This window comes from Peribacillus sp. NPDC101480 (assembly GCF_050277335.1).
Taxonomy (GTDB): domain Bacteria; phylum Bacillota; class Bacilli; order Bacillales; family DSM-1321; genus Peribacillus.
Genome location: NZ_JBNNSB010000004.1, coordinates 441,595 through 464,159, shown reverse-complemented (window position 1 = coordinate 464,159; position 22,565 = coordinate 441,595). Strand labels below are relative to the sequence as shown.

At 42.7% G+C, this 22,565-nt stretch carries 24 protein-coding genes; all 24 read right to left on the bottom strand.

All coding sequences use genetic code 11. From position 1 onward, the window contains the following. Nucleotides 1-40: 40 nt before the first annotated feature. The 24 genes from dprA to fapR all read right to left on the bottom strand — a co-directional run bounded on the left by dprA (nt 41) and on the right by fapR (nt 22,555). Nucleotides 41-907, bottom strand: coding sequence for a DNA-processing protein DprA (gene dprA, locus ACQKMF_RS16585; protein WP_230177517.1), 867 nt, complete (start codon nt 905-907; stop codon nt 41-43). A gap of 118 nt (nt 908-1,025) precedes the next feature. Continuing rightward, nucleotides 1,026-1,928, bottom strand: coding sequence for a succinate--CoA ligase subunit alpha (sucD, locus tag ACQKMF_RS16580; RefSeq protein WP_101224637.1), 903 nt, complete (start codon nt 1,926-1,928; stop codon nt 1,026-1,028). Between the two features lie 18 nt (nt 1,929-1,946). Continuing rightward, entirely contained in the window at nt 1,947-3,107 is a 1,161-nt protein-coding gene (gene sucC, locus ACQKMF_RS16575; protein WP_230177519.1) for an ADP-forming succinate--CoA ligase subunit beta, read from the bottom strand. A 492-nt stretch (nt 3,108-3,599) separates the two neighbouring features. Further along, the gene (locus ACQKMF_RS16570) at nt 3,600-3,872 is read right to left on the bottom strand and encodes an EscU/YscU/HrcU family type III secretion system export apparatus switch protein (RefSeq protein WP_402941802.1); all 273 of its coding nucleotides are present in this window, start codon (nt 3,870-3,872) and stop codon (nt 3,600-3,602) included. After that, the gene (locus tag ACQKMF_RS16565; RefSeq protein WP_427574088.1) at nt 3,869-5,791 is read right to left on the bottom strand and encodes a hypothetical protein; all 1,923 of its coding nucleotides are present in this window, start codon (nt 5,789-5,791) and stop codon (nt 3,869-3,871) included. The genes ACQKMF_RS16570 and ACQKMF_RS16565 overlap by 4 nt, the downstream gene beginning before the upstream one ends. 12 nt (nt 5,792-5,803) lie before the next feature. Next, entirely contained in the window at nt 5,804-6,586 is a 783-nt protein-coding gene (locus ACQKMF_RS16560) for a ribonuclease HII (RefSeq protein WP_427574180.1), read from the bottom strand. A gap of 140 nt (nt 6,587-6,726) precedes the next feature. After that, nucleotides 6,727-7,635 (bottom strand): ribosome biogenesis GTPase YlqF, encoded by a 909-nt coding sequence (gene ylqF, locus ACQKMF_RS16555; protein WP_402941798.1) that lies wholly within the window; start codon nt 7,633-7,635, stop codon nt 6,727-6,729. 17 nt (nt 7,636-7,652) lie between these two features. Next, nucleotides 7,653-8,213 carry a signal peptidase I gene (gene lepB, locus ACQKMF_RS16550; protein WP_101224633.1) on the bottom strand — a complete coding sequence of 187 codons (561 nt, stop codon included), beginning with the start codon at nt 8,211-8,213 and terminating at the stop codon, nt 7,653-7,655. A gap of 216 nt (nt 8,214-8,429) precedes the next feature. Beyond that, the gene (gene rplS, locus ACQKMF_RS16545) at nt 8,430-8,777 is read right to left on the bottom strand and encodes a 50S ribosomal protein L19 (RefSeq protein WP_034313702.1); all 348 of its coding nucleotides are present in this window, start codon (nt 8,775-8,777) and stop codon (nt 8,430-8,432) included. A gap of 130 nt (nt 8,778-8,907) precedes the next feature. Further along, nucleotides 8,908-9,642 carry a tRNA (guanosine(37)-N1)-methyltransferase TrmD gene (trmD, locus tag ACQKMF_RS16540; RefSeq protein WP_427574085.1) on the bottom strand — a complete coding sequence of 245 codons (735 nt, stop codon included), beginning with the start codon at nt 9,640-9,642 and terminating at the stop codon, nt 8,908-8,910. After that, the gene (gene rimM / locus ACQKMF_RS16535; RefSeq protein ID WP_402941793.1) at nt 9,642-10,160 is read right to left on the bottom strand and encodes a ribosome maturation factor RimM; all 519 of its coding nucleotides are present in this window, start codon (nt 10,158-10,160) and stop codon (nt 9,642-9,644) included. Before rimM ends, trmD begins: the two co-directional genes overlap by 1 nt. A gap of 10 nt (nt 10,161-10,170) precedes the next feature. Then, nucleotides 10,171-10,557: a YlqD family protein gene (locus tag ACQKMF_RS16530; protein WP_034313711.1), complete on the bottom strand. Its 387-nt coding sequence runs from the start codon at nt 10,555-10,557 to the stop codon at nt 10,171-10,173. 209 nt (nt 10,558-10,766) lie between these two features. After that, the gene (locus ACQKMF_RS16525; protein WP_048684915.1) at nt 10,767-10,997 is read right to left on the bottom strand and encodes a KH domain-containing protein; all 231 of its coding nucleotides are present in this window, start codon (nt 10,995-10,997) and stop codon (nt 10,767-10,769) included. A 13-nt stretch (nt 10,998-11,010) separates the two neighbouring features. Continuing rightward, the gene (gene rpsP, locus ACQKMF_RS16520) at nt 11,011-11,283 is read right to left on the bottom strand and encodes a 30S ribosomal protein S16 (protein WP_057913437.1); all 273 of its coding nucleotides are present in this window, start codon (nt 11,281-11,283) and stop codon (nt 11,011-11,013) included. Between the two features lie 153 nt (nt 11,284-11,436). Beyond that, nucleotides 11,437-12,777 (bottom strand): signal recognition particle protein, encoded by a 1,341-nt coding sequence (gene ffh, locus ACQKMF_RS16515; RefSeq protein WP_101224630.1) that lies wholly within the window; start codon nt 12,775-12,777, stop codon nt 11,437-11,439. An 11-nt stretch (nt 12,778-12,788) separates the two neighbouring features. After that, nucleotides 12,789-13,121 carry a putative DNA-binding protein gene (locus ACQKMF_RS16510; RefSeq protein WP_101224629.1) on the bottom strand — a complete coding sequence of 111 codons (333 nt, stop codon included), beginning with the start codon at nt 13,119-13,121 and terminating at the stop codon, nt 12,789-12,791. 217 nt (nt 13,122-13,338) lie between these two features. Beyond that, nucleotides 13,339-14,361, bottom strand: coding sequence for a signal recognition particle-docking protein FtsY (gene ftsY, locus ACQKMF_RS16505; RefSeq protein WP_101224628.1), 1,023 nt, complete (start codon nt 14,359-14,361; stop codon nt 13,339-13,341). A 27-nt stretch (nt 14,362-14,388) separates the two neighbouring features. After that, nucleotides 14,389-17,952, bottom strand: a complete 3,564-nt coding sequence (smc, locus tag ACQKMF_RS16500; RefSeq protein WP_402941790.1) for a chromosome segregation protein SMC — start codon at nt 17,950-17,952, stop codon at nt 14,389-14,391. A gap of 24 nt (nt 17,953-17,976) precedes the next feature. Then, a complete protein-coding gene (gene rnc / locus ACQKMF_RS16495; protein WP_402942948.1) occupies nt 17,977-18,717 on the bottom strand; it encodes a ribonuclease III in 741 nt (246 codons plus the stop codon). A 264-nt stretch (nt 18,718-18,981) separates the two neighbouring features. Further along, nucleotides 18,982-19,215, bottom strand: a complete 234-nt coding sequence (locus ACQKMF_RS16490) for an acyl carrier protein (RefSeq protein ID WP_034313729.1) — start codon at nt 19,213-19,215, stop codon at nt 18,982-18,984. 56 nt (nt 19,216-19,271) lie between these two features. Beyond that, nucleotides 19,272-20,015, bottom strand: a complete 744-nt coding sequence (fabG, locus tag ACQKMF_RS16485; protein WP_101224625.1) for a 3-oxoacyl-[acyl-carrier-protein] reductase — start codon at nt 20,013-20,015, stop codon at nt 19,272-19,274. Next, nucleotides 20,012-20,959, bottom strand: a complete 948-nt coding sequence (fabD, locus tag ACQKMF_RS16480; protein WP_427574081.1) for an ACP S-malonyltransferase — start codon at nt 20,957-20,959, stop codon at nt 20,012-20,014. The genes fabG and fabD overlap by 4 nt, the downstream gene beginning before the upstream one ends. Nucleotides 20,960-20,986: 27 nt before the next feature. Next, entirely contained in the window at nt 20,987-21,973 is a 987-nt protein-coding gene (plsX, locus tag ACQKMF_RS16475) for a phosphate acyltransferase PlsX (RefSeq protein WP_427574079.1), read from the bottom strand. Between the two features lie 24 nt (nt 21,974-21,997). Further along, nucleotides 21,998-22,555: a transcription factor FapR gene (gene fapR, locus ACQKMF_RS16470; RefSeq protein ID WP_034313744.1), complete on the bottom strand. Its 558-nt coding sequence runs from the start codon at nt 22,553-22,555 to the stop codon at nt 21,998-22,000. Nucleotides 22,556-22,565: the final 10 nt, after the last annotated feature.

Genomic DNA, 22,565 nt, shown 5'->3' with positions numbered 1-22,565 from the left:
TTCCCTTTTGATTCTCCGTCTATCTTCTATATTATATTGTTCAAAACTCTTCCTCGATCTGCCTGGCACTCAAAACAAGTTTGGCACCATCAGAAATCAATTGATTGGTCCCCAGCGATTCAGGGCTCGTAACATTACCAGGAAGCGCAAACACATCCCTGCCGTGTTCCAAAGCAGCTTGTGCCGTAATAAGGGATCCGCTTCTTTCTTTTGCTTCGACCACGAATACTCCTTGTGATAATCCACTGATGATTCGATTCCGAAGCGGAAACATCCAAGGTTCCGCCCTCATTTCCGGTGGAGTCTCAGATATAAGCAAGCCTTTTTTGATGATTTCTTCAGCAAGGGGTACATTGGATTTTGGATATATTTGCATAAGCCCCCCTCCTAAAATCCCAATCGTATCTCCGCATTCGCTTAATGTGATCTTATGTGACTCTGCATCGATTCCAGCCGCCACTCCACTTATGATCACGAACTTTTTCTTTACAAGCGGTAATAGAATCGTTTTTAAGGCCTCCAGACCATACGAGGTTGGCTTACGTGTTCCAACTACACCTAGCGTATTCTTCCTTGTTAAAAGCCTCTTATCGCCTTTAAAATAAAGAACCCACGGAGGATCGAATATTTGCTTCAGCAAAAAAGGGTATTCATCATCGAAGATCGTCAAACAATGAATTTGACTATCTTTGTATATTTTAAGTTTATCGATGGTATTGAGTGAATGTAAATCTTTGAGAAAGAGGTTGAGCTTATTTGAAGGGATAGGGAGCATTTTTGCCCATTCAGCGTGATTCGTCGTGAACAGGGAAGATAATGACGGGTCATTGGACATGATTATTTGGATTGTTTTCCAACCTGCTCCGCGGCAATGATGGAGATGGATTAACTTTTCTTTTTTATTCAATTGGAAACGCCCCTAATCGGATATTTTTTTAAGTAGGTTAATAGTTATCTACTTGGTGTCTCCCGAGGAAATTGGAGGGGAAAAAAGGCCGACCCAAAAAAGGTCGGCCCAGCTTGAATCAATGTGTTTTACAAGGTTCGTAAATATCCTTTTCTTTCAAGACGGAGATCAATGTTTCACCCATTACGGATGGAGTTTCGGCAACTTTAATTCCACATTCGTTCATAACGCGGATTTTCTCGTCAGCAGTCCCTTTTCCTCCTGAGATAATGGCACCAGCATGACCCATGCGTTTACCGGCTGGAGCCGTACGGCCACCAATGAAACCAACAACTGGCTTAGTCATATTTTCCTTCACCCAGATTGCTGCTTCTTCCTCTGCCGTTCCACCGATTTCCCCGATCATGATTACAGCATGTGTTTCCGGATCTTCGTTGAACGCTTTCAAAACATCAATGAAATCTGTTCCGTTAACCGGATCTCCACCGATACCGACAGCCGAAGATTGCCCAATGCCTGCTTGCGATAATTGGTGAACGGCTTCGTACGTCAAAGTTCCAGAACGTGAAACTACACCTACATGGCCTTTTTTGTGGATATACCCTGGCATGATACCAATCTTACACTCTTCAGGAGTAATGACACCTGGGCAGTTCGGTCCGATCAAGCGAGTTTTTTTGCCTTCCATGTAGCGCTTAACCTTGACCATATCCAAGACAGGAATATGTTCCGTGATACAAATGACAAGATCAAGTTCTGCGTCCACTGCTTCTAGAATTGCATCGGCAGCAAATGGAGCCGGTACATAGATAACAGATGCATTCGCTCCGGTTTCAGTGACAGCTTCGGAAACTGTATTGTATACAGGTACCCCTTCCACTTCTGTTCCACCTTTACCCGGAGTGACTCCTCCAACGATTTTCGTGCCGTATTCCAACATTTGTTTTGTATGAAATAATGCTGTTGCACCAGTGATTCCCTGAACGATCACTTTCGTATCTTTATTAATATAAACGCTCATTATGTTCCCCCCTGCCTATTATCCTACAAGTGATACTATTTTTTGTGCTCCATCTGCCATTGATTCAGCAGACGTAATATTTAAACCTGACTCTTTTAGAATCTTTTTGCCAAGGTCCACATTCGTTCCTTCAAGACGAACAACAAGAGGGACATCCAGGCCAAGCTCTTTAGCAGCAGCCACGACGCCTGTAGCGATGATGTCACATTTCATGATTCCTCCGAAGATATTAACGAAGATGCCTTTAACATTTTGATCGGAAAGGATGATTTTGAAAGCCTCTTTCACTTTTTCCTCAGTGGCGCCGCCACCAACGTCAAGGAAGTTAGCCGGATCTCCCATATAATGTTTAATGATGTCCATCGTCGCCATAGCAAGACCGGCACCATTAACCATGCATCCGATATTTCCGTCAAGCGATATGTAACTAAGGCCATGTTTTGATGCTTCAATCTCTTTCGCATCCTCTTCATCCAAATCACGGTACTCCGCGATGTCTTTATGGCGGTAAATCGCATTATCATCAAAGTTCAATTTAGCATCAAGCGCCATTACATCGCCGTCGCCAGTTACCACTAATGGGTTGATTTCTGCGATTGAGCAATCTTTATCAACGAAAGCTGTATATAAGTTAACCATCAGTTTGGAAGCTTTATTTATAAGTGAAGCCGGAATATTGATATTGAATGCAATCCTCCGTGCCTGGAAACCAGTCAGGCCGACAACCGGATCGATTACTTCTTTGAAAATTTTCTCTGGTGTCTTTTCAGCCACTTCCTCAATTTCCGTTCCGCCTTCTTCAGAAGCCATCAATACGACACTGTCCGTAGCACGGTCAAGGACCAGCCCGATATAATATTCTTTTGTAATGTCGCAGCCTTCTTCGATAAGTAAACGCTTAACTTCCTTGCCTGCAGGACCTGTTTGATGGGTCACCAATGTCTTGCCAAGAATCTCTTCTGCATATGTACGCGCTTCATCAAGATTCTTCGCTACCTTGACTCCGCCGGCTTTCCCGCGGCCACCCGCATGAATTTGAGCTTTGACGACAACAACTTCCGTACCTAACTCCTTCGCTGCTTCCACTGCTTCTTCAACAGTAAAGGCAACCCGGCCATTTGGAACGGATACCCCGTATTGTCGCAATATCTCTTTCCCCTGATACTCATGGATATTCATTTCCCATCCTCCTTATCTACTAAAAAACAACTTTTTAATTTAATGCGTGTTTTCTCTACCATATTACAACAAAATTCTCCTTCGTGCATAATTTTCTTTCACATAATTTTTAAAATATTATTATAATATACTTCTATATCCAGGTTTAAAATGGAGAAAACCTTCTTCTCCGTTGTGTTTTTTCCTTATTAAATTCATATATTTTGGATCTGAAAATCTATTTTCAAAAAAGTCATTACCGTTATAAATCTTTTAAAAACACCTTCATGAAAGCCTTTTCACTATATTAACCCAAAGGTCGATTCATTGATAAATTACTATTACCCTTGTGTTGATTCAAAGGAAAAGCAAAAGGACAAAGCCATGGCCTTGTCCTTTTACAAATACATTAGTATTTTTTTAATATAATGAAAATTCATCAGTGATTTCCCTAATATTCTACATAAACCAACAGTAATCCATTTAGCGATATCATCTGGATAATTTAGGAAACTACCGATTCAGGTCCTTGTCAACTTTATAAATGAATGCGAATACCTCTGCAACAGCTCCATACAATTCTTCTGGAATCGTTTGATTTATATCCAATTGACCTAAAAGTGCAGCAAGCGATTCGTCCCTTTGGATTGGTATATCCAGTTTCATCGCCTTTTCCAGAATAATATCAGCGGTTTTACCTTTTCCCTTCGCCAATATGACGGGCGCTTTAGATGTCTTTTGATCATACTTTAAGGCAATCGCTTCTTTTCGTTTATCATTCATCATATTCGAATATCCACTCCACTATACGAACCGGTTTCTGAAAAAGGAATCGGTTTCCCCCCTTGGTCCCGCTCTTTTTCATTCACGGGATTTACAAAGGAAACCCCTGACAATCTGTAATCCATTTTTTCGAGATTCTCTCTCAGGATGTCAAGATATTGACCGGCTGCCTCTTCAAGGACCGCACCATTCCCATTTATGACCGTCACTTTGATGATTCGGTTTTGAACCTGCATGTCGATGACCGTCTCTTTAAGGCGTTCCAATTCTAAATAAAATAGGACACGGCAGTAATCCGGGTCAATTTTGCCATCTTTTGTTTTTCTTCCGCTCCATTGTAAAGTCAGATCCGTTTGAGCAGATCCCAGATTGAGTGGAACTGTAAGAAGTAAATTCTGAATCGGTCCATTCTCCTGTGAAAGGATCTGTTGCGCAGTAATCCGATTTAGGATTTGCTCGGCCATCTCCTTCATAGATGCCGGAATTTGTTCATTCAGCAATTTAAGCAGCAGCGGTTTAAGTGTCTCCAAATCCTTCGGGAAATCCGCCATATCTTCTCCAGAAAGGTTAATGAGTGCATGTTCCAGCTGAAGACCAAGGATCTTGGTCATTTCTTTCAGCTGATGTGCAACAGAAGGTCCATCGGTGAAATCGATTGTTTGAAACTCAGCTTCCAATATAAGTGAAAGGACTAGCTTCTCATTATTCCTAGCGTATTGGGCCTCAGGAAGCCTATTAAGCGACTGGAACAATAATTCAGCCGCCTTACCCTTCGACTCAGCTATTTGATCTGTGTCCTTATTCAAGTAGCCTATAAGGTCATTCACTTCCATATTTCCTCCTAGTGCCTTTTTAGCTGTTGCTTCGGTAAAAGAACTCTGGAGTAAATGAAAGGCATGAGAGGAAAGTTTTTCTGCAGTAATGTTTTTTCTCGGCATCGAGTGGATATCATGTGGCAGTTTTGCCCCCTCATGTTCATGACCGTTCAATATGCGATTAATAGCAGTATCGATCTCTTCAACTTTTGCAAATGCTCCGCTTTTTGCCTCGGAAAGCAGCTGCAATCCTTGATGTAATTTATCAACCGCTGAATTCTTAGCAATACCTGACCTAGCCTCAGATCCATCAATTAAATTCTCCAGAAAGACAGATTCCGTCATTCCCTTTGGAATGAAACCCGTCTTTTGGAGCAGGGAAAATGCACCGGATTTCATTTCTGGTGTTGAATCGGAATCCAGCCAAGTGGTAACTAGTTTTTGCAAACCGATTTGTTGAAACTGGTTCTGTTTAGCAACGTGTAAGGAGTCCAATACTTCCCTCAGCTTGCCGGCAGTCCTCGTTTCTGCTTCACCATCCTCCAGCTTTTGCTTGAAGCAACTGAGAAGTTTATGGAAAGGTTCACTTTTGGACTGTGTAAATAAAGCATCAAATACATCTTTTACAAAAGGCAGTTGCTGAATGAACATCGTTTTTATTACAGGCAGACCGGCTTCTGCAGCATCAGCAGCTTTTAACCATTGCATGGCGGGCTGAAAAGTATCCTTGGTTATCGGGAGGCGATTTGTCAGGAGATATTCGGCAAGCTTCAATGCGGACGGTTCGGGCGTTATGCCGAGATGAGCGATTAATTTTGCAGCCGTTCCCTTTATGCCGGAATCGTTCAAATCGGGGGAATTTAAAGCTTTTAACACGAGCCGCCCCTCAATTGGGTGCTGCACATGAAACCAATGCCTTTCTCCTGTCCGAAGCGGGATATCGAGAGTGGCAATCATTTTTTGGTGGCCAATCTGTACCTCGGCCGTTTGGTTAGGAAAAACTTTATTCACCTTCCCGAAAAGGATTTGCCCGTTTTTCCAACTAACAATTCCTTTTATTTCAATAGGTGAAGATAACGGTTGACCGATTGTTATGGATTGCACCACTCATCTCCCCCCTTAATCCTTCGTTCTTGCAGCTATTTCCTTAACTGGTGCAAAACTTCTTCTATGCCAAGGTGTAAGCCCGTGCGTGTCGAGCGCTTCTAAATGTTGGCTTGTCCCGTAACCCATGTGCTTTTCAAAACCATATTCCGGATATTTCTCACCATATTCCTTCATCATTCTATCACGGGTCACTTTCGCTATTATGGAGGCCGCAGAGATGCTAATGCTTCTTGCGTCCCCCTTTATGAGCGAAAGCTGCGGAATCGGCACATCCAATTCCATTGCATCGATCAACAAATGATCAGGAAGTTCCGACAGATCGTTCAATGCGGCCACCATTGCCTTTTTCGTGGCTTGATATATATTGATTTCATCAATTACTTCGCTATGTACAACACCTACACCTATGGATAGTGCTTCCTTAAAAATCATTTCATAAAACAGTTCCCTTTTTGCCTCTGGAATCTTTTTGGAATCATTAAGCCCAGGCAAATAAAAAGATTCAGGCAAGATGACTGCACTGGTCACAACTGGTCCTGCCAGAGGTCCTCTTCCCACTTCATCGATACCAGCCAGAATGGAAAACCCCTGTTTTCTCAATTGACGCTCAAACTCCGTCATTTCCGTGAAAACATCCCTTACCTGTTGTTCTTTTTCATAAGCTCTTTGCCATTTGCTTACTAAGTCGGTTACTCCCTTTCGTCCGTCCTCCCGGCATTTCTGTAAAAATAAATCTTCAGGCTCTCTTATTGTCTTTAACTTTGAGGAGATTTCCTTAATGCTCATTTCGGTTATCATCTTTATCACCCATCATATTAATTATCGGCAGCCTTGCTCCCTTTCTACAGTTCAAACAAAAATACGGAGCGGAAAAGAGACATCAAAAAGAGTAAGCCTTTTCGACATCCAATGCTCCAGCTCCGTATCAATCCTTTTCACTGATTGTCTTCAACAATCAGGTCATCGTTAATGTTATTCGGGATATCATTCTCTTCATAATCCAAAGGGACCTCAAACGTAAGCGGACCCATCTTTTCTGAACGGATTTCACGTACGACCAACTCTGCGGTCTTGTCATAATCGATGAACCCTCCAGATGCTAAACAGCCCCTGAACTTTCCGACCGCATCGAACAATTCGAGTGTTTCCTGCGGAATTACATCCAGATTATAACGGGATTTCAATCTATCCGGATATTCTTTTTCCAAAAAGCGAAGGCCGTATAATGAGACTTCATGCAAGTTTAAAATCGTATCTTTGATCGCACCTGTCAACGCAAGCTTCAAGCCTACTTCTTGATCCTCGAATTTCGGCCAGAGAATCCCCGGCGTGTCGAGCAATTCCAATTCCTTGCCAACTTTTATCCATTGTTGCGCTTTCGTGACGCCAGGCGTATTCCCTGTTTTGGCAATGTTCTTTTTGGCAAGCCGATTGATTAAAGTCGATTTCCCCACGTTCGGAATGCCGACTATCATGGCACGGATCGCTCTCGGCTTTATTCCTCTTGACTCCATCCGCTCATACTTCTCTTTTAAAAGTTTTTTGGAAGCAGCTGTAATCTGGTTTAAACCGTTTCCGGCCTGTGAGTTAATGGCAATCGCCGTTTTCCCCTGCGATTTATAATGTTCAAGCCACATATTCGTTTTTACCGGATCGGCCATATCAGCTTTATTCAAAAGGATGACCCTCGGTTTATGCTGAATGATTTCATCGATCATCGGATTTCGTGAAGATGCCGGTATCCGGGCATCCACAAGTTCAAAGATGATGTCGATCAGTTTTAATTTCTCTGTTACTTCCCGTCTTGCTTTGGCCATATGGCCAGGGAACCACTGTATTGTCAATGGAATGCACCTTCCTACTATTCCGCCAATCGAAAGTCTTCGATCGGCCAATAAACTAATTTAGTTTTTCCTAACACTTTATCGTAAGGAACGACACCTACGCCAAAATGGCGGCTATCCTTACTAAAACGGCGATTATCCCCCAGGACAAATAGGTGGCCTTCAGGCACCGTTTCTTGTTCTATGACATCACTTAATGTAAAAGGTTCCGTCAAGTCCCCGCCATCAATCAATTGTTCTTTATATTCATCCAAGTATGGCTCATCATAAGCTTTTCCATTCACGTAAAGAGTATCATTTTTATATTCGACTTTTTCCCCAGGCAATCCAATGACCCGCTTTATGTAATCCTTGCCTTCTGGAGCTTCGAAAACGATAATGTCGAATCTTTTCGGTTCACCGATCGAATAGGAAATTTTATTAACGATCATGCGGTCCGTATCCTTTAATGTCGGCATCATGGAATTACCGTCCACAACAATAGGAGCCAGAAGGAAATAACGAATCAGCGTCGCCGCTATAACCGCGATTATGACCGCCTTTGTCCATTCCCACAATTCATTTTTCTTTTTCGCCATCCTTACACACCCTTTTTGAAGCATATCAACAATTATTTTAACATGTTGCGGACGCTATAGCGAGCAGGATTCTATATAGTTTTCACCGTAAGTGTATTCATCGTTTCTTAAAGTGCAAAAAGGGAGCCTGATAAACAAGCTCCCTTTTTGCATGATACTGTTTGGTTATTCACCTTATGTGGATCATGGTAAACCCGCATGAAGATATTCGAAGAATTAACGACGAATTTCTTTAATACGTGCTTTTTTACCACGAAGTTCGCGTAGGTAATAAAGTTTCGCACGACGTACTTTACCGTGACGGATAACTTCTAGTTTCGCAATTTTTGGTGTGTGAACAGGGAAAGCACGTTCTACTCCAACGCCGTAAGAGATCTTACGTACTGTGAAAGTTTCACTAACTCCGCCGCCACGACGTTTGATTACAACGCCTTCAAACAACTGGATACGTTCACGAGTTCCTTCAATAACCTTTACGTGTACACGTACTGTGTCACCAGGTCTGAATGATGGAAGATCTGAGCGAAGTTGTTCTTTTGTGATTTCGTTAATAAGATTTTGCATCGATTTCAACTCCTCCTGGACGCTCTTGCAAATACTTATTGTTTGCAGCGGAACATCGTTATAAGACTGAGCATTTCGCCCAAGTCACAAGGTATATCCTATCATACTATAAACGTCGATGCAATAGAGATCAGTCTTCTTTTTTAATCTCGGACAATAATTTTTCTTCAACTTCCGATAGTTCATAACTATCGAGCAAATCCGGACGCCGAATCCAAGTTCTGCGCAGGGATTCCTTCATCCGCCATTCATCGATTTTTTTATGATTCCCGGATATTAGCGGATCGGGAACTTTCATCCCCCGGAAATCTGCAGGTCTAGTATAATGTGGATGCTCTAACAAACCAGAAGAATAGGAATCAAGAATCGGGGAGTCAACATTTCCAAGAACGCCAGGCAGCAAGCGCACAACGCTGTCAATAATGACCATTGCGCCCAATTCCCCGCCTGTAAGCACAAAGTCGCCTATCGATATTTCATCAGTGACGACATGCTCCCGGATCCGCTCATCATACCCTTCATAATGCCCGCAAATGAAAATGAGATGTTCCTCTTCAGCTAACTCTTCGGCTTTTTTCTGCGTGTAACGCTCTCCCTGGGGGCAAAGCAGGACTACCCTTGGGGTTAGCTTACCTTGCCCTTTAAGAGCTTCCACGGCATCAAAGATCGGTTGTGCCTTCAATACCATTCCGGCACCGCCGCCATACGGATAATCATCAACCGTCGAATGCTTATTATCTGCATAATCTCGGAAATTGGTCACCTTATAGCTGACAGCCTGCTTTTCCGCAGCCTTTTTTAAGATTGACGAACCAAATACCCCTTCGAACATTTCTGGAAAAAGCGAAAGCACATCGATTTTCATCAGTCTAAAAGTCCTTCCATCGGTGTAATGATGACCTTTTTAGCGGAAATATCCACTTCTTTAACAATTTGTTCAATATACGGAATCAAAATGTCCTTACTGCCAGCTTTCTTAATGACCCAAACATCATTTGCACCAGGCGTAAGAACCTCAATGATTTCCCCAACTTCAATGCCTTCATCCGTAAATACCGAACAGCCGATGATTTCATGGAAGTAGAACTCACCTTCGTCCAATTTACCAAGCTGTGCTTCCTTGACTTTCAGGACCCCGTTCTTAAAAGCCTCGACTTGTCCGACGTTATAATAGTTCTCGAACGTCAATAGGTTAAAGTTTTTATGGGTGCGATGCGACCTGATGACAAGCGGCAAAGGTTTTTTCTCAGTGTCCCTGAACAAATACAGAGTATTTCCCATTTTGTATCGTTTTTCCGGAAAGTCTGTTGAAGAAATAACACGGACTTCTCCTAAAAGACCATGTGTGTTGACAATTTTACCTACATTAAACCATTTTTCCATTCTTTCACCTCTAACGAATTTCCGAGACGATTCCATCTTTAATGACAATGGTCTTCGTTGCCATGATTTCGTCCCAATCTGCCCCAATTTCCACATCAATGATACTTTGAACTTCCCGTTCCTTCAATTCACTTCCGGCAGGAAGGATCTCCAACTGCTCCATTTGAAATTCAAGCAGTTTAATTTTTTCTTGCCTCTGGTTTATTTCTTTTTCGAAATGAGCACGGAGACTAGCAGGTTGGAGAGTTCTTGTTTTTTCAAGTTTTTTCAGTTCAAAGCGAAGCTGTTCACTCTCTTTTTGAAGCTGAAGGCGTTTTGACTTGTATTTCTCGAGGAGCTGATTCTTGCTGGATTCCGTTAATACTTGGTTAACGATTACATTTTGGAGAATTTTCATTCCAGCACCTCCTATTATCTATGATTTCGTATTTCCTTCTAAAAATATGTATGATGGGGTAATCTTTTTGAAATGGGGGTCATTCTCTTAAGTATAACGTAAATCGGTAAAAGATGCGTCTTAAAAGGCGTAAAGTTTAAAGCCCGAATTTGATCAATTGGGATCTAAGCTTTCTTGAAGTACAAAAAAAGGAGGGGAATTAACCCTCCTTATTCGGAAATCTCCAAATAGATTTTCTTCTGCTGTGAAGATCCTGCTGCATATACCACAGTCCGAATCGCCTTAGCAACACGCCCTTGTTTACCGATCACCTTGCCCATATCCTCTTTATGAACGGAGAGGATATAAACAATCCGGTCGGATTCTTCCTTGGAGGTCACGATGACCTCTTCCGGATAATCCACAAGTGCTGAAACAATCGTTTCAATCAGTGCTTTCATCAACTACCGTCGATTACTTGCTGTTTTTTGCAACATGGAATTTTTCCATGATGCCTTGTGTTGAGAATAAGTTACGAACTGTATCAGATGGTTTAGCTCCATCTTGTAACCATTTAAGAGCAAGCTCTTCGTTGATATCAACTTTTGCTGGTTGAGCCACCGGGTTATAAGTTCCTACCACTTCAATGTAACGTCCGTCACGTGGTGAACGAGAATCTGCAACTACAATACGATAGAAAGGAGATTTTTTAGCTCCCATACGTTTTAAGCGAATTTTTACTGCCATTTTAAATAAGCACCTCCGAATAGTTTCACACAAGATAGTATAATATCAAATGTCTTGCATGTTTGTAAAGGTTTTTTTCTTAACAGGTAAAAAAAGTGTTGAAATACATGGCTTCGACCCGTATTTCACCTTAGTTCCGAGCTGAAATAAACCTTACATGAACGGGAATTTAAATCCCTTTTTCTTTCCTTTTTGCATGTTCGTAACCTGTTTCATCATCTTTTTCATTTCTTCGAATTGCTTCAGTAGACGGTTCACTTCTTGAATCGATCTGCCGCTTCCTTTGGCAATCCGTTTCTTGCGGGATGCATTCATGGTTTCCGGATGTTCCTTTTCATGCGTTGTCATTGATCGGATGATAGCTTCAACATGACCGATTTGTTTTTCATCGATCTGAAGGTTGTCCATCCCTTTCATTTTATTCGCACCTGGAATCATTTTCAGAATATCATCAAGCGGTCCCATATTCCGCACCTGACCGAGCTGATCAAGGAAATCATCAAAGGTAAAAGTGGCTGTACGCATCTTTTTCTCTAATTCTTTCGCTTTTTCTTCATCAACATTGGCCTGTGCTTTTTCGATAAGGGTCAACACATCACCCATGCCGAGGATCCTTGACGCCATCCGTTCTGGATGGAACGCTTCAAGTGCATCCAATTTTTCACCCATACCGACGAATTTAATAGGCGTGTTGGTGACTGAACGAATTGAAAGTGCCGCACCACCACGTGTATCCCCATCAAGTTTCGTTAATACGGCTCCTGTCAGGCCCAGCTGTTCATTGAAACTTTGGGCTACATTGACCGCATCCTGACCGGTCATCGCATCGACAACCAGGAAGATTTCATCTGGTTTTGTCAACTCTTTGATATCCTTCAGTTCGCCCATCAAGTTTTCATCAACATGAAGGCGACCTGCGGTATCAATCAACACATAATCATGATGTTCTTCCTTAGCTTTTTCAATTGCCTGTTTAGCAATTTCAACAGGACTGACCTGGTCCCCAAGGGAGAAAACAGGCATGCTTAATTGTTTGCCAAGTGTTTCAAGCTGCTTAATCGCCGCCGGACGGTAAATATCAGCCGCAACGAGCAATGGCTTGCGGTTGTATTTTTTCCTTAGAAGATTGGCAAGCTTTCCGGTGGTCGTCGTTTTACCTGCACCTTGAAGACCTACCATCATGATGACAGTCGGTGGTTTCGAGGCAACGGCAATCTTGCTTTGTTCGCCGCCCATCAGCTCCGTCAATTCTTCCTTGACTACCTTTATTACCTGTTGACCGGGGGTTAAGCTTTTCAGCACTTCCTGACCTACCGAACGTTCACTGACACGTTTTACAAAATCCTTCACGACTTTAAAGTTAACATCCGCTTCAAGCAGGGCCAATCGAACTTCACGCATCATTTCTTTAACGTCCGCTTCGTTGACTTTCCCTTTTCCACGGATCTTTTGCATCGTGCTCTGCAGTCGGTCGGCCAATCCTTCAAATGCCATATTGCCGCCTCCTAATCCAACTTCTCAAGCGTTGTGATTGCTTCTAGCAGCTTCTCTTTTGAAAAGGAATCCTTTTCTATGAGTCCCTTCATATTCGCAATCCACTGGTTACGCTCTTGAAATTTTTGAAATAACAACAGCTTTGCTTCATATTCCTCAAGCATCGCTTCTGTTCTTTTTATATTATCATAGACTGCCTGCCTACTGACTTCGTATTCATCGGCAATCTCGCCAAGAGAGTAATCATCCAGATAGTAGAGGGACATATAGCTCTGCTGCTTCTCTGTTAACAACGATTGGTAAAAGTCATACAAATAATTAATCCGCGTTGTCTTTTCAAGCATCTTAGCAAGCCTCCCTGCTGTTAAGTGAAAACCCTTTACAAGTTTATATTGTAAAGCCTTGTTTATTTGATGTCAAGTTAAACTCCTTACCACTTGTTTGCAAAGCATTATTTTTTTCTTTATTCCGCTTTTTTAGACCTTTATGCAATTGTTTCCCTAATTTGCACAGTGAACGAAAAACCAGAAGAGAATTATCTCTTCCGGCTTACAATTTTTCTTAAACCTCTTCTTTATCGATGATATCAGCAAAAAGGCCATAAACGTATTTCTCAGCATCGAATTCCTGTAGATCGTCCATTTTTTCACCTAGCCCGACAAATTTAACGGGTATGGCCAATTCATTGCGAATTGCCAAAACAATTCCGCCTTTTGCGGTGCCATCAAGCTTTGTTAAAACAATACCGGAAACATTGGTCGCTTCCTTGAATGTTTTTGCCTGAATGAGGGCATTTTGTCCAGTTGTTGCGTCAAGGGCAAGCAACACCTCATGTGGTGCACCAGGTACTTCACGTTCAATTACACGTTTCACCTTTTCCAATTCCTTCATTAAGTTCACTTTATTCTGTAAGCGACCGGCAGTATCACAGATCAGGATATCCGCTTTTCGTGCCTTGGCGGCCTGAATGGCGTCGAACATGACCGCTGCAGGGTCAGAGCCTTCACCCTGTTTGATTACACTGACGCCGACACGCTCTCCCCAAACCTCAAGCTGTTCAATCGCACCGGCACGGAAGGTATCCCCTGCAGCCAATACGACTGATTTACCTTCCATTTTGAATTTATGGGCAAGTTTACCAATGGTCGTCGTTTTACCTACCCCATTAACCCCTACAAACAAAATGACCGTCAAACCCTCTTCTTGTATATTCAGGCTTGAAGTCGCTTCATCATCACCTTGGTAGATTTCCACTAGCTTTTCGGAAATAACGGACTGCACTTCCCTCGTATCAGAGATATTACGAAGCTTTACTTCCCTTTTCAATTGATCAATCAGTTCCATCACAGTATCAAAGCCTACATCTGCCTGTATCAGGATTTCTTCAAGTTCTTCAAAAAAGTCCTCATCCACTTTCCGATAACGGGCAACAAGTTCATTAACCCTTCCAGTAAAGGAATTCCTCGTCTTTGTCAAACCTTGCTTGAATTTTTCCCCTATGGATACTTCTGCTTCGACTGATTTTTCTTTTTCTTTTTCTTCCTGGGTCGTAAATTTCTCTTTTAGCTTTTTGAAAAAACTCATTGTCCCACTTCCTCTAATTCATGAATTTTAAACTTCAATAAAGTTTTCTGATTCTTCCATCCGGACGGAAACAAGTTTGGAGACGCCTGACTCTTGCATCGTAATGCCATATAGGACATCTGCTTCTTCCATCGTGCCTTTGCGGTGAGTAATCACGATGAACTGCGTTTCCCTGCTGAACTTCCTTAAAAATTGACTGAACCGGACAACATTCGCCTCATCAAGCGCTGCCTCGACTTCATCAAGGATACAGAAAGGCACCGGACGCACTTTTAGAATGGAGAATAAAAGGGCTATGGCTGTCAATGCTCTTTCTCCCCCGGATAAGAGACTCAAATTTTGCAGTTTTTTCCCGGGAGGCTGTGCAATGATATCCACACCTGTATTTAGTAAATCATCCGGATTTGTCAGTTTCAGCTCAGCTCTGCCTCCGCCAAATAAAGCTTTGAAGACTTGTTCGAATTCTTCACGGATCGAATAGAAGGTATCCGCAAAGCGCCGCTTCATTTCATCATCCATTTCATCTATGACCTGGAATAATGTATCCTTCGCCTGTTGAAGGTCTTCCTTTTGACTTAGAAGGAATTCATAGCGTTCAGCTACACGTGCGTATTCATCAATTGCACCTAGATTCACCGTTCCCAGTTCCTCGATTGCAAGCTTGATGAGCTTCACCCTTTTTTGAGCTTCTTCTGCAGGCATCATCAATGGATACTGTTCTTTAGCACCTTCAAAGGAAAGGGTATATTCTTCTCTCAAGTGCTCGAGACGATTTTCCAGTTCGACATCCAGACGAGTTAATTTCACTTCTTCATCCTTTATCACTTCGACAATGCCTCTATAAAGTCGATTTTCTTCTTTTAAGGACAGTTCAAGCGATTCAACTTCCTTTAGAAGCTCGTTTTTTTCCTGTTTTTTTATGGTGATTCCTTCAATTGCCCCATTTTTGTCAAGCAATTTCTGCTGAGCCATATCTTCCAGTGACTCTTCCCCGCTTGAGCTGTCTGTCATTTCATTGGTAAGGAGGCCTAAATCATCTTTGTTTTCGGCAAGCCTGCTTGTTTCCTTTGAAAGATCCGATTCAATGCGTTCCATCTTCTCTTTTTGGTTTTGCAGCTGGCCACGCTTGGAGGCAAGCATTACCCTCAGTTCATTCGTTTCTTCAGCAAGGTTCTCCTTTGAGGATTGTTGGGATTGCTTTTGTTCCGTCATTTCGGAAATCAACTTGTCAAGCCCCTCAATTTCCGATTTACATGAGTCCAAAAGTTCTTCCAGCTCTTCAAGTCTTGCTGTTTTTTGCTGCTGTTCTTCTAAATATGAATTTTTATCCAAATCATAAAGATGCAGCCGTTCATTCACATTTCTTTCCTGCAGCTCCACTTCACGGAGTTCACCCTTAAGGGTTTGTTCTTGTAAACGAAGTCTCTCTCCTGTTTTTCTGGTTTGTTCAAGCGTTTGCTCTTGAAGACCCACATCCACTTTGAGCTGTTTGACTTGCTTTTCTAGCTGATTCGTTTTAGCTTCCATGGCAGCAAGTTTTTGTTGGAGCTCTTCCAATTCCGTTTTCCTTGAAAGCAGGGAGGTCGTTTTTTGCTTTAAGGCTCCGCCTGTCATTGAACCGCCTGGATTGACGATATCCCCCTCAAGCGTTACGAAGCGGAAACGGTGCTGCATCATTTTCGCCAAGTCATTTGCGCCTTTTAAATCAGTGGTGATGATCACGGTTCCCAATAGGTTTTCAGCAATCGCTGCATGCCTATCATCATATTGGATCAATGAGGAACCAGTCCCTACAAAAGCGGAATGGCTCTTCAGCATCGATAATTGGTTAGCTGATATCTCTCTTGCCTTTATGACTGATAAAGGCAAGAACGTCGCACGCCCATACCTATTTTTCTTCAAGAAGGAAATGGCTTCCCGTGCATGCTCCTCGCGTTCCACGACAACATGCTGCATGGCTCCGCCCAGAGCCGTTTCGATGGCCGTTTCATATTCCTTTGGAACCTTTATCAATTCCGCAACTGCCCCTTCAATGCCTGGAAGGGTTTCTTTCGCTTTCAAAACCTCTTTTACACCCTGAAAGAAGCCTGCATAATCATCTTCCATTTCTTCAAGCAGTTCCTTACGTGATTTTGCCTGTTGAAGGAATTGATAGGCCTTATAAAGGGTGGTTTCTTGTTTTTGATACGTATCTTTTGCCGCATTCAATTTATTCTGCTGATTTCGGAAATAAGTGACATGCTCTTCAAGTTGCTTGGTCATATTGTCCATCAGCTTTGAATATTCCACTTTTTTAGCAGTGATATCCATTCTTTCGGTTAAGAACTTTTCATTTTCCATGTCAAGTTTAGCATTTTTATGTTCCTGCTGTGTTAGCTGCTGGAGCAGGTATTGTTTTTCGTTTTTAGCCGATGCCTGCTTGTTCAACCACTCGATATAGTCACTCTTTTTCGCTTCGATCATCGCTTCGATATCACTATTGAATAGGCCCAGGCTTTTTTGTTTTTCATGTAAGGTTTCAGAAATCCCCTTCACTTCCAAGTTCAGTGCATTCAGGATTTCCGTTTCTCTTTCCTTTTGCAAAGACAGACGCTCGACAGCAGCCTCACCTTCCACAATCGCTTTTTCCAGCTGTGACTTGTTTTGGGCGGCATTCTTTTTCCGTTCTTTCAAAACTTCTTTACGGCCTTCAAGCTTTTCAAGTTCTTCGCTGGCATTCAGGAGAATTTCCTGAAGACCATTGATCGATGTCTCAAGCGTCGCAAGACTATCCCTTAGCTTTTTGAGATGCGCTTCCCTATCATGAAGCTGTCCTGCCATTTGCTGTTCCATTTCATTATGTTTTTCAAGTTCCTGTGATAGTTTTTCCCATTTTTCATAAAGTTCTTCTATTTCAAAAACGGTTAAAGCCACTTCTATTTGCTCAAGCTCGTCTTTCTTCGCCAAAAATTCCTTGGCGAGGGAAGACTGAATTTTTAATGGCTCCACCTGCCCCTCCAATTCATGGAGGATATCATGGACACGGTTTAAGTTATCCTGTGTTTCCGTCAGCTTCGATTCCGCTTTTCGTTTTCTCGTTTTATACTTCAGGACACCGGCTGCTTCTTCAAAAATCACTCGTCTTTCTTCAGCCTTACTGCTAAGGATTTCTTCCACTTTCCCTTGGCTGATGATGGAAAACGCTTCTCTCCCAAGACCAGAATCCATGAAAAGGTCTATGATGTCTTTCAGACGGCAACCTTGATTATTAATGAAAAATTCACTTTCTCCCGATCGATATACACGTCTTGTCACACTGACTTCATGAAAGTCAATCGGCAGGGAATTGGTCTCGTTATCAAGGGTCAATGATACTTCCGCAAAATTCAACGCTTTCCTCGTGTCACTTCCCGAAAAGATGATATCTTCCATTTTTGCTCCACGCAGTGATTTCGCAGACTGCTCTCCAAGTACCCATCGGACTGCATCGGTCACATTACTTTTACCGCTTCCGTTTGGTCCAACCACTGCCGTGACACCAGGTACAAAATCAATCGAAATTTTCTCTGCGAAAGATTTAAATCCTACAACGTCCAAACGTTTGAGGAACATGACCTTTCCCCCTCTACTGTTCAACTATCTTGTTGATTTTTTTTCTTTTAAAACGATCAATGCATGCTCGGCAGCATGCTGCTCCGCTTCTTTTTTGGACTTTCCTATTCCAGAGCCCAGCTCTTCCCCATTCAAGGAGACGGTCGAAACAAACTCCCGATTATGAGCCGGTCCTTTTTCCTGCAAGATCTTATATTGCAGGACACCGATGGCATCACGCTGGATCAGCTCCTGAAGCTGGCTCTTATAATCCATCACATGAGAAAAAGCACCCTCGTCTATCTTCGGAAACACGACATTCGTCAAAAACTGAACAACTGGCTCTAATCCTTGATCAAGGTACAAAGCACCAATATAGGCTTCGAATACATCCGCAAGCATGGCAGGGCGTTCTCTTCCGCCTGTCATTTCTTCCCCTTTTCCGAGCAATACATATTCCCCGTAAGAAAGACTATTGGCAAAAGCAACAAGTGAAGGCTCACATACAATGGCTGCCCTCAGTTTGGTAAGTTCACCTTCGCTCATCATCGGATATTTTTGATATAAGTATTTAGAGATGGTCAGTTCAAGTACAGCGTCTCCCAAAAATTCAAGCCTTTCATTATCTTCATAAGGCTTACGGCGATGCTCATTCACATAAGATGAATGTGTAAAAGCTTGTTTCAATAAATTTTCATCTTTAAAATAAAAACCCAGATTTTCTTGCAACTGTTTAAATTTATTATCCTTGATTGATGGTTTACGATTATTTCCGTTCCTACGCATCACACAAAACCCTCCACAACGGTTCAAAAAGCATATTTTTCCAATATATAAAAAGAAACCTGGCAGGAATTCCTGTCAAGCTTTCCTATGTACCATCATACATTATTATCCGCTTAAAGAAAACCAATGGCAAAAGACCACTGCCATGCAGGCGGTGCTTACCCGCGTACATGCTCATTCCCTTATCTGACGCGGCATCAAACTTCTTTAGCAATAAGAGAAAGCCCCGTTAAAAAACGGAGCTTTTAGTCAAATGACAATTCATTACATAGTGCTTTGTATGTAATTCACAGCATCACCTACTGTGGCGATTTTTTCAGCGTCATCGTCCGAAATTTCCATATCAAACTCGTCTTCGAATTCCATGACTAGTTCAACTACATCCAGGGAATCGGCACCAAGATCCTCTTTGAAAGAAGCTTCAAGTTTTACCTCTGATTCTTCTACGTTCAAACGATCTACAACGATTTTGGTTACTCTTTCTAATACATCTGCCAATGTGTTCACCTCCCCTCAAGACATTATAAATTAATTTCGAAAAAAATCAAGAAAACTTACATTACCATTCCGCCATCTACATGAAGTGTTTGCCCAGTCATATATTTGCTGGCATCGGAAGCGAGGAAAGACGCCACTGCAGCAATATCTTTAGGGTCACCGAACCGTGCAAGCGGAATTTGGTCCAGCATGGCTTTTTGGACGTCTTCAGGCAATTCCCCGGTCATATCCGTTGAGATGAAACCTGGGGCAATCGCATTGACCGTAATGCCTCTTGAAGCAAGTTCCTTTGCCGTGGTTTTAGTCAAACCGATCACACCAGCTTTAGCCGCTACATAATTAGCCTGCCCTGCATTTCCGCTGACGCCGACGATCGATGCCATATTGATGATCCTGCCGCTGCGCTGCTTCATCATTTGCCTTGTAACCGCCTTTGTGCATAGGAACACGCCTTTAAGATTCGTATTGATCACAGAATCCCATTCATCTTCTTTCATACGCATCAATAGGTTATCACGTGTGATACCTGCATTATTAACCAGGATATCCACTCTGTCAAACTGTTCGATGACCTCTTTGATCATGCTTGTCACCGATTCACTATTTGCAACATCGCATTGGATGGCAAATGCTTTACGGCCCAATGCCTTGATTTCATCAACCACTTCATTCGCTTTAGCTTCACTGCCGGAATAGTTGATGGCAACGTCTGCTCCCTGACGGGCAAGTTCCAATGCAACTTCCCTCCCAATACCTCGTGAAGCTCCAGTTACAAGTGCTTTTTTACCTTCGAGGATCATGCTTGTACCCCCTTCAATTTTTCAATTGTTTTAGTTAGAGTATCTATATCGGAAACCGAATGAATTTGAACGGAACGATCGATTTTCTTTATCAATCCGCCCAATACTTTCCCCGGGCCCACCTCGATGAACGTATCCACGCCCAATTCAAGCAGATTTTTCACGCTGTCTTCCCAAAGGACCGGTGAATACAGCTGTTCGATTAATTTTTCTTTAATTTCAGCAGGTGCTGTAATGGGCTTAGCCGTTACGTTTGAAATGACAGGAATTTCAGCCTGTTTTAAGCTTACTTCATCGAGGACACCCTGTAACTTTTCTGCTGCCGGTTTCATTAATTCCGAATGGAACGGTCCACTCACTTCAAGAGGAAGAGCACGTTTAGCCCCATTTTCCTTGGCTTTTGCACTTGCAAGTTTAACACCTTCGGAGGTGCCTGAAATGACAATTTGCCCTGGACAATTGATATTGGCCAATTGAACGGATTCACCAGCGGCCGTAATTTCAGAAGTGACTTCAGATAGAGCTTCACGTTCCATTCCCAATATCGCAGCCATTGAGCCTTGGCCATTCGGTACCGCAGCTTCCATGAATTCACCACGTTTACGCACTGTATATACGGCATCTTCAAAAGAAATTGCGCCAGATGCCACTAATGCCGTATATTCACCTAAGCTGTGCCCGGCTGTATAATCGGGTTTGATCCCCGCTTCTTCCAGCTCCTTGACAAAAGCATAACTCGTGGTCAATAAAGCAGGCTGTGCATTATAAGTCACCGTTAATTCTTGTTGTGTGCCATTAAAGATCAATTCGGAAAGTGGGAAATCAAGTTTTTCATCTGCTGATCGAAATATTTGCTGAGCACGCTCGTTTTCCTGAAATAAGCCATGCCCCATTCCTATTGATTGTGATCCTTGTCCTGGAAAGACAAAAGCAATTTTACCCATATGTTACTCCCCTGCCTCTATGATTTATTATTGTTTTTCTATCGTCTCCGCAATTGTCGATATGACGTCATTTCCAACCATATCGCGAGTCTGGCGTATTGCATTATAGACTGCATTCGCATCTGAAGAACCATGAGCCTTAATGACAGGGGCCTTCAAACCGAAGAGGCCGGCACCGCCATACTCCGAGTAATCCATTTTATTTTTTATGCCTTTTAGTTCAGGCTTTACCATTGCTGCAGCCAGCTTACTCTTTAGGTTGCTCATCAAGGCCGCTTTCACCATTTTAAATACACCCATAGCAGTACCTTCAAGCGTCTTCAACACCATATTTCCCGTGAAGCCGTCGGTCACGACAACATCTGCCGGCCCGCTTAGGAGGTCCCTTGCCTCTACATTTCCTATAAAGGATATCTCCGATGATTGCTGCAGTAATGTAAAGGCATGCTTAGTCAGTTCATTCCCTTTTTTTTCTTCTGTTCCGATATTAAGTAATCCGACACGGGGCTTTTCGATTCCCCGCACTTTTTGAGCATACACAGACCCCATTATGGCGAATTGAAGGAGATGCTCCGGTTTCGCATCGGAGTTCGCGCCTACATCCAGTAGTACAAAACCTTTGCCATCGATTGTCGGAAGGGTTGGAGCCAACGCCGGACGCTCAATGCCTTCTATCCTTCCGACCACAAACAAGCCTGCAGCCATTAGCGCCCCTGTATTGCCTGAAGAAATGCATGCATCCGATTCTCCGTCAGCCACTTGCTGTGCAGCCAAGACCATCGAGGCGCTTTTCTTGCGGCGAACCGCACGAACAGGTTCATCGGTGCTTAATATTTTTTCATCAGTATGTATAACCTTTATACGGCCATGTTTCACTAAGTATTGGTTAATCTCCGATTCATTGCCTATCAAGGTGATTTCCACATCGGAAAAAGCCTCGACAGCTTTCATCGCTCCCAAAACCTGTGCCTTGGGAGCATTATCGCCACCCATTGCATCTATCGTTATCTTCATTTTCTTTCATCCTTTACTAGCAAGTTAAGAGCGATACATTTCGAACTCGCCTTTAAAAACCAGTTCATTACCCACGTAGCTTCTAACCTCCACCACGGAACGATCGTTGGTGTGGTCCACGTTTTTAACCCTAGCTTTAGCTACCACTCTTTCATTTTCCTTTACAGAACGAGTAAATAAAATGGATGCTTTCGCAGTTAATGCCAATTCATCATTTATGACTGCTACAGCCAATGAATTTGCTTGGGCAAAAAGGTGATGTCCCCTCGCAATTCCATTCCGCTTAAAGACATGCTCCTTATTTATATCCAAAATAGAAATTGCATTGTCATCTAAATTAAGATCAATTACTTCCCCGATGATTTCATCCAAAGGCAATGCCCTGATTTCGTCACTGAATTTTTTCTCGGCCACGCTTTTAATACGTTCACGCAGTTCCGGTATCGATAATTCAAGACGGTCAAGCCTAATGGTCTGGACGCTCACCGAATATTTTTCAGCCAGCTCCTCATCCGTTACAAAAGGATTCTGTTTAATCGTTTCGATTAATAATTGCTGGCGTTCCTTCTTATTTCTTCGCATTTGAAGGTCA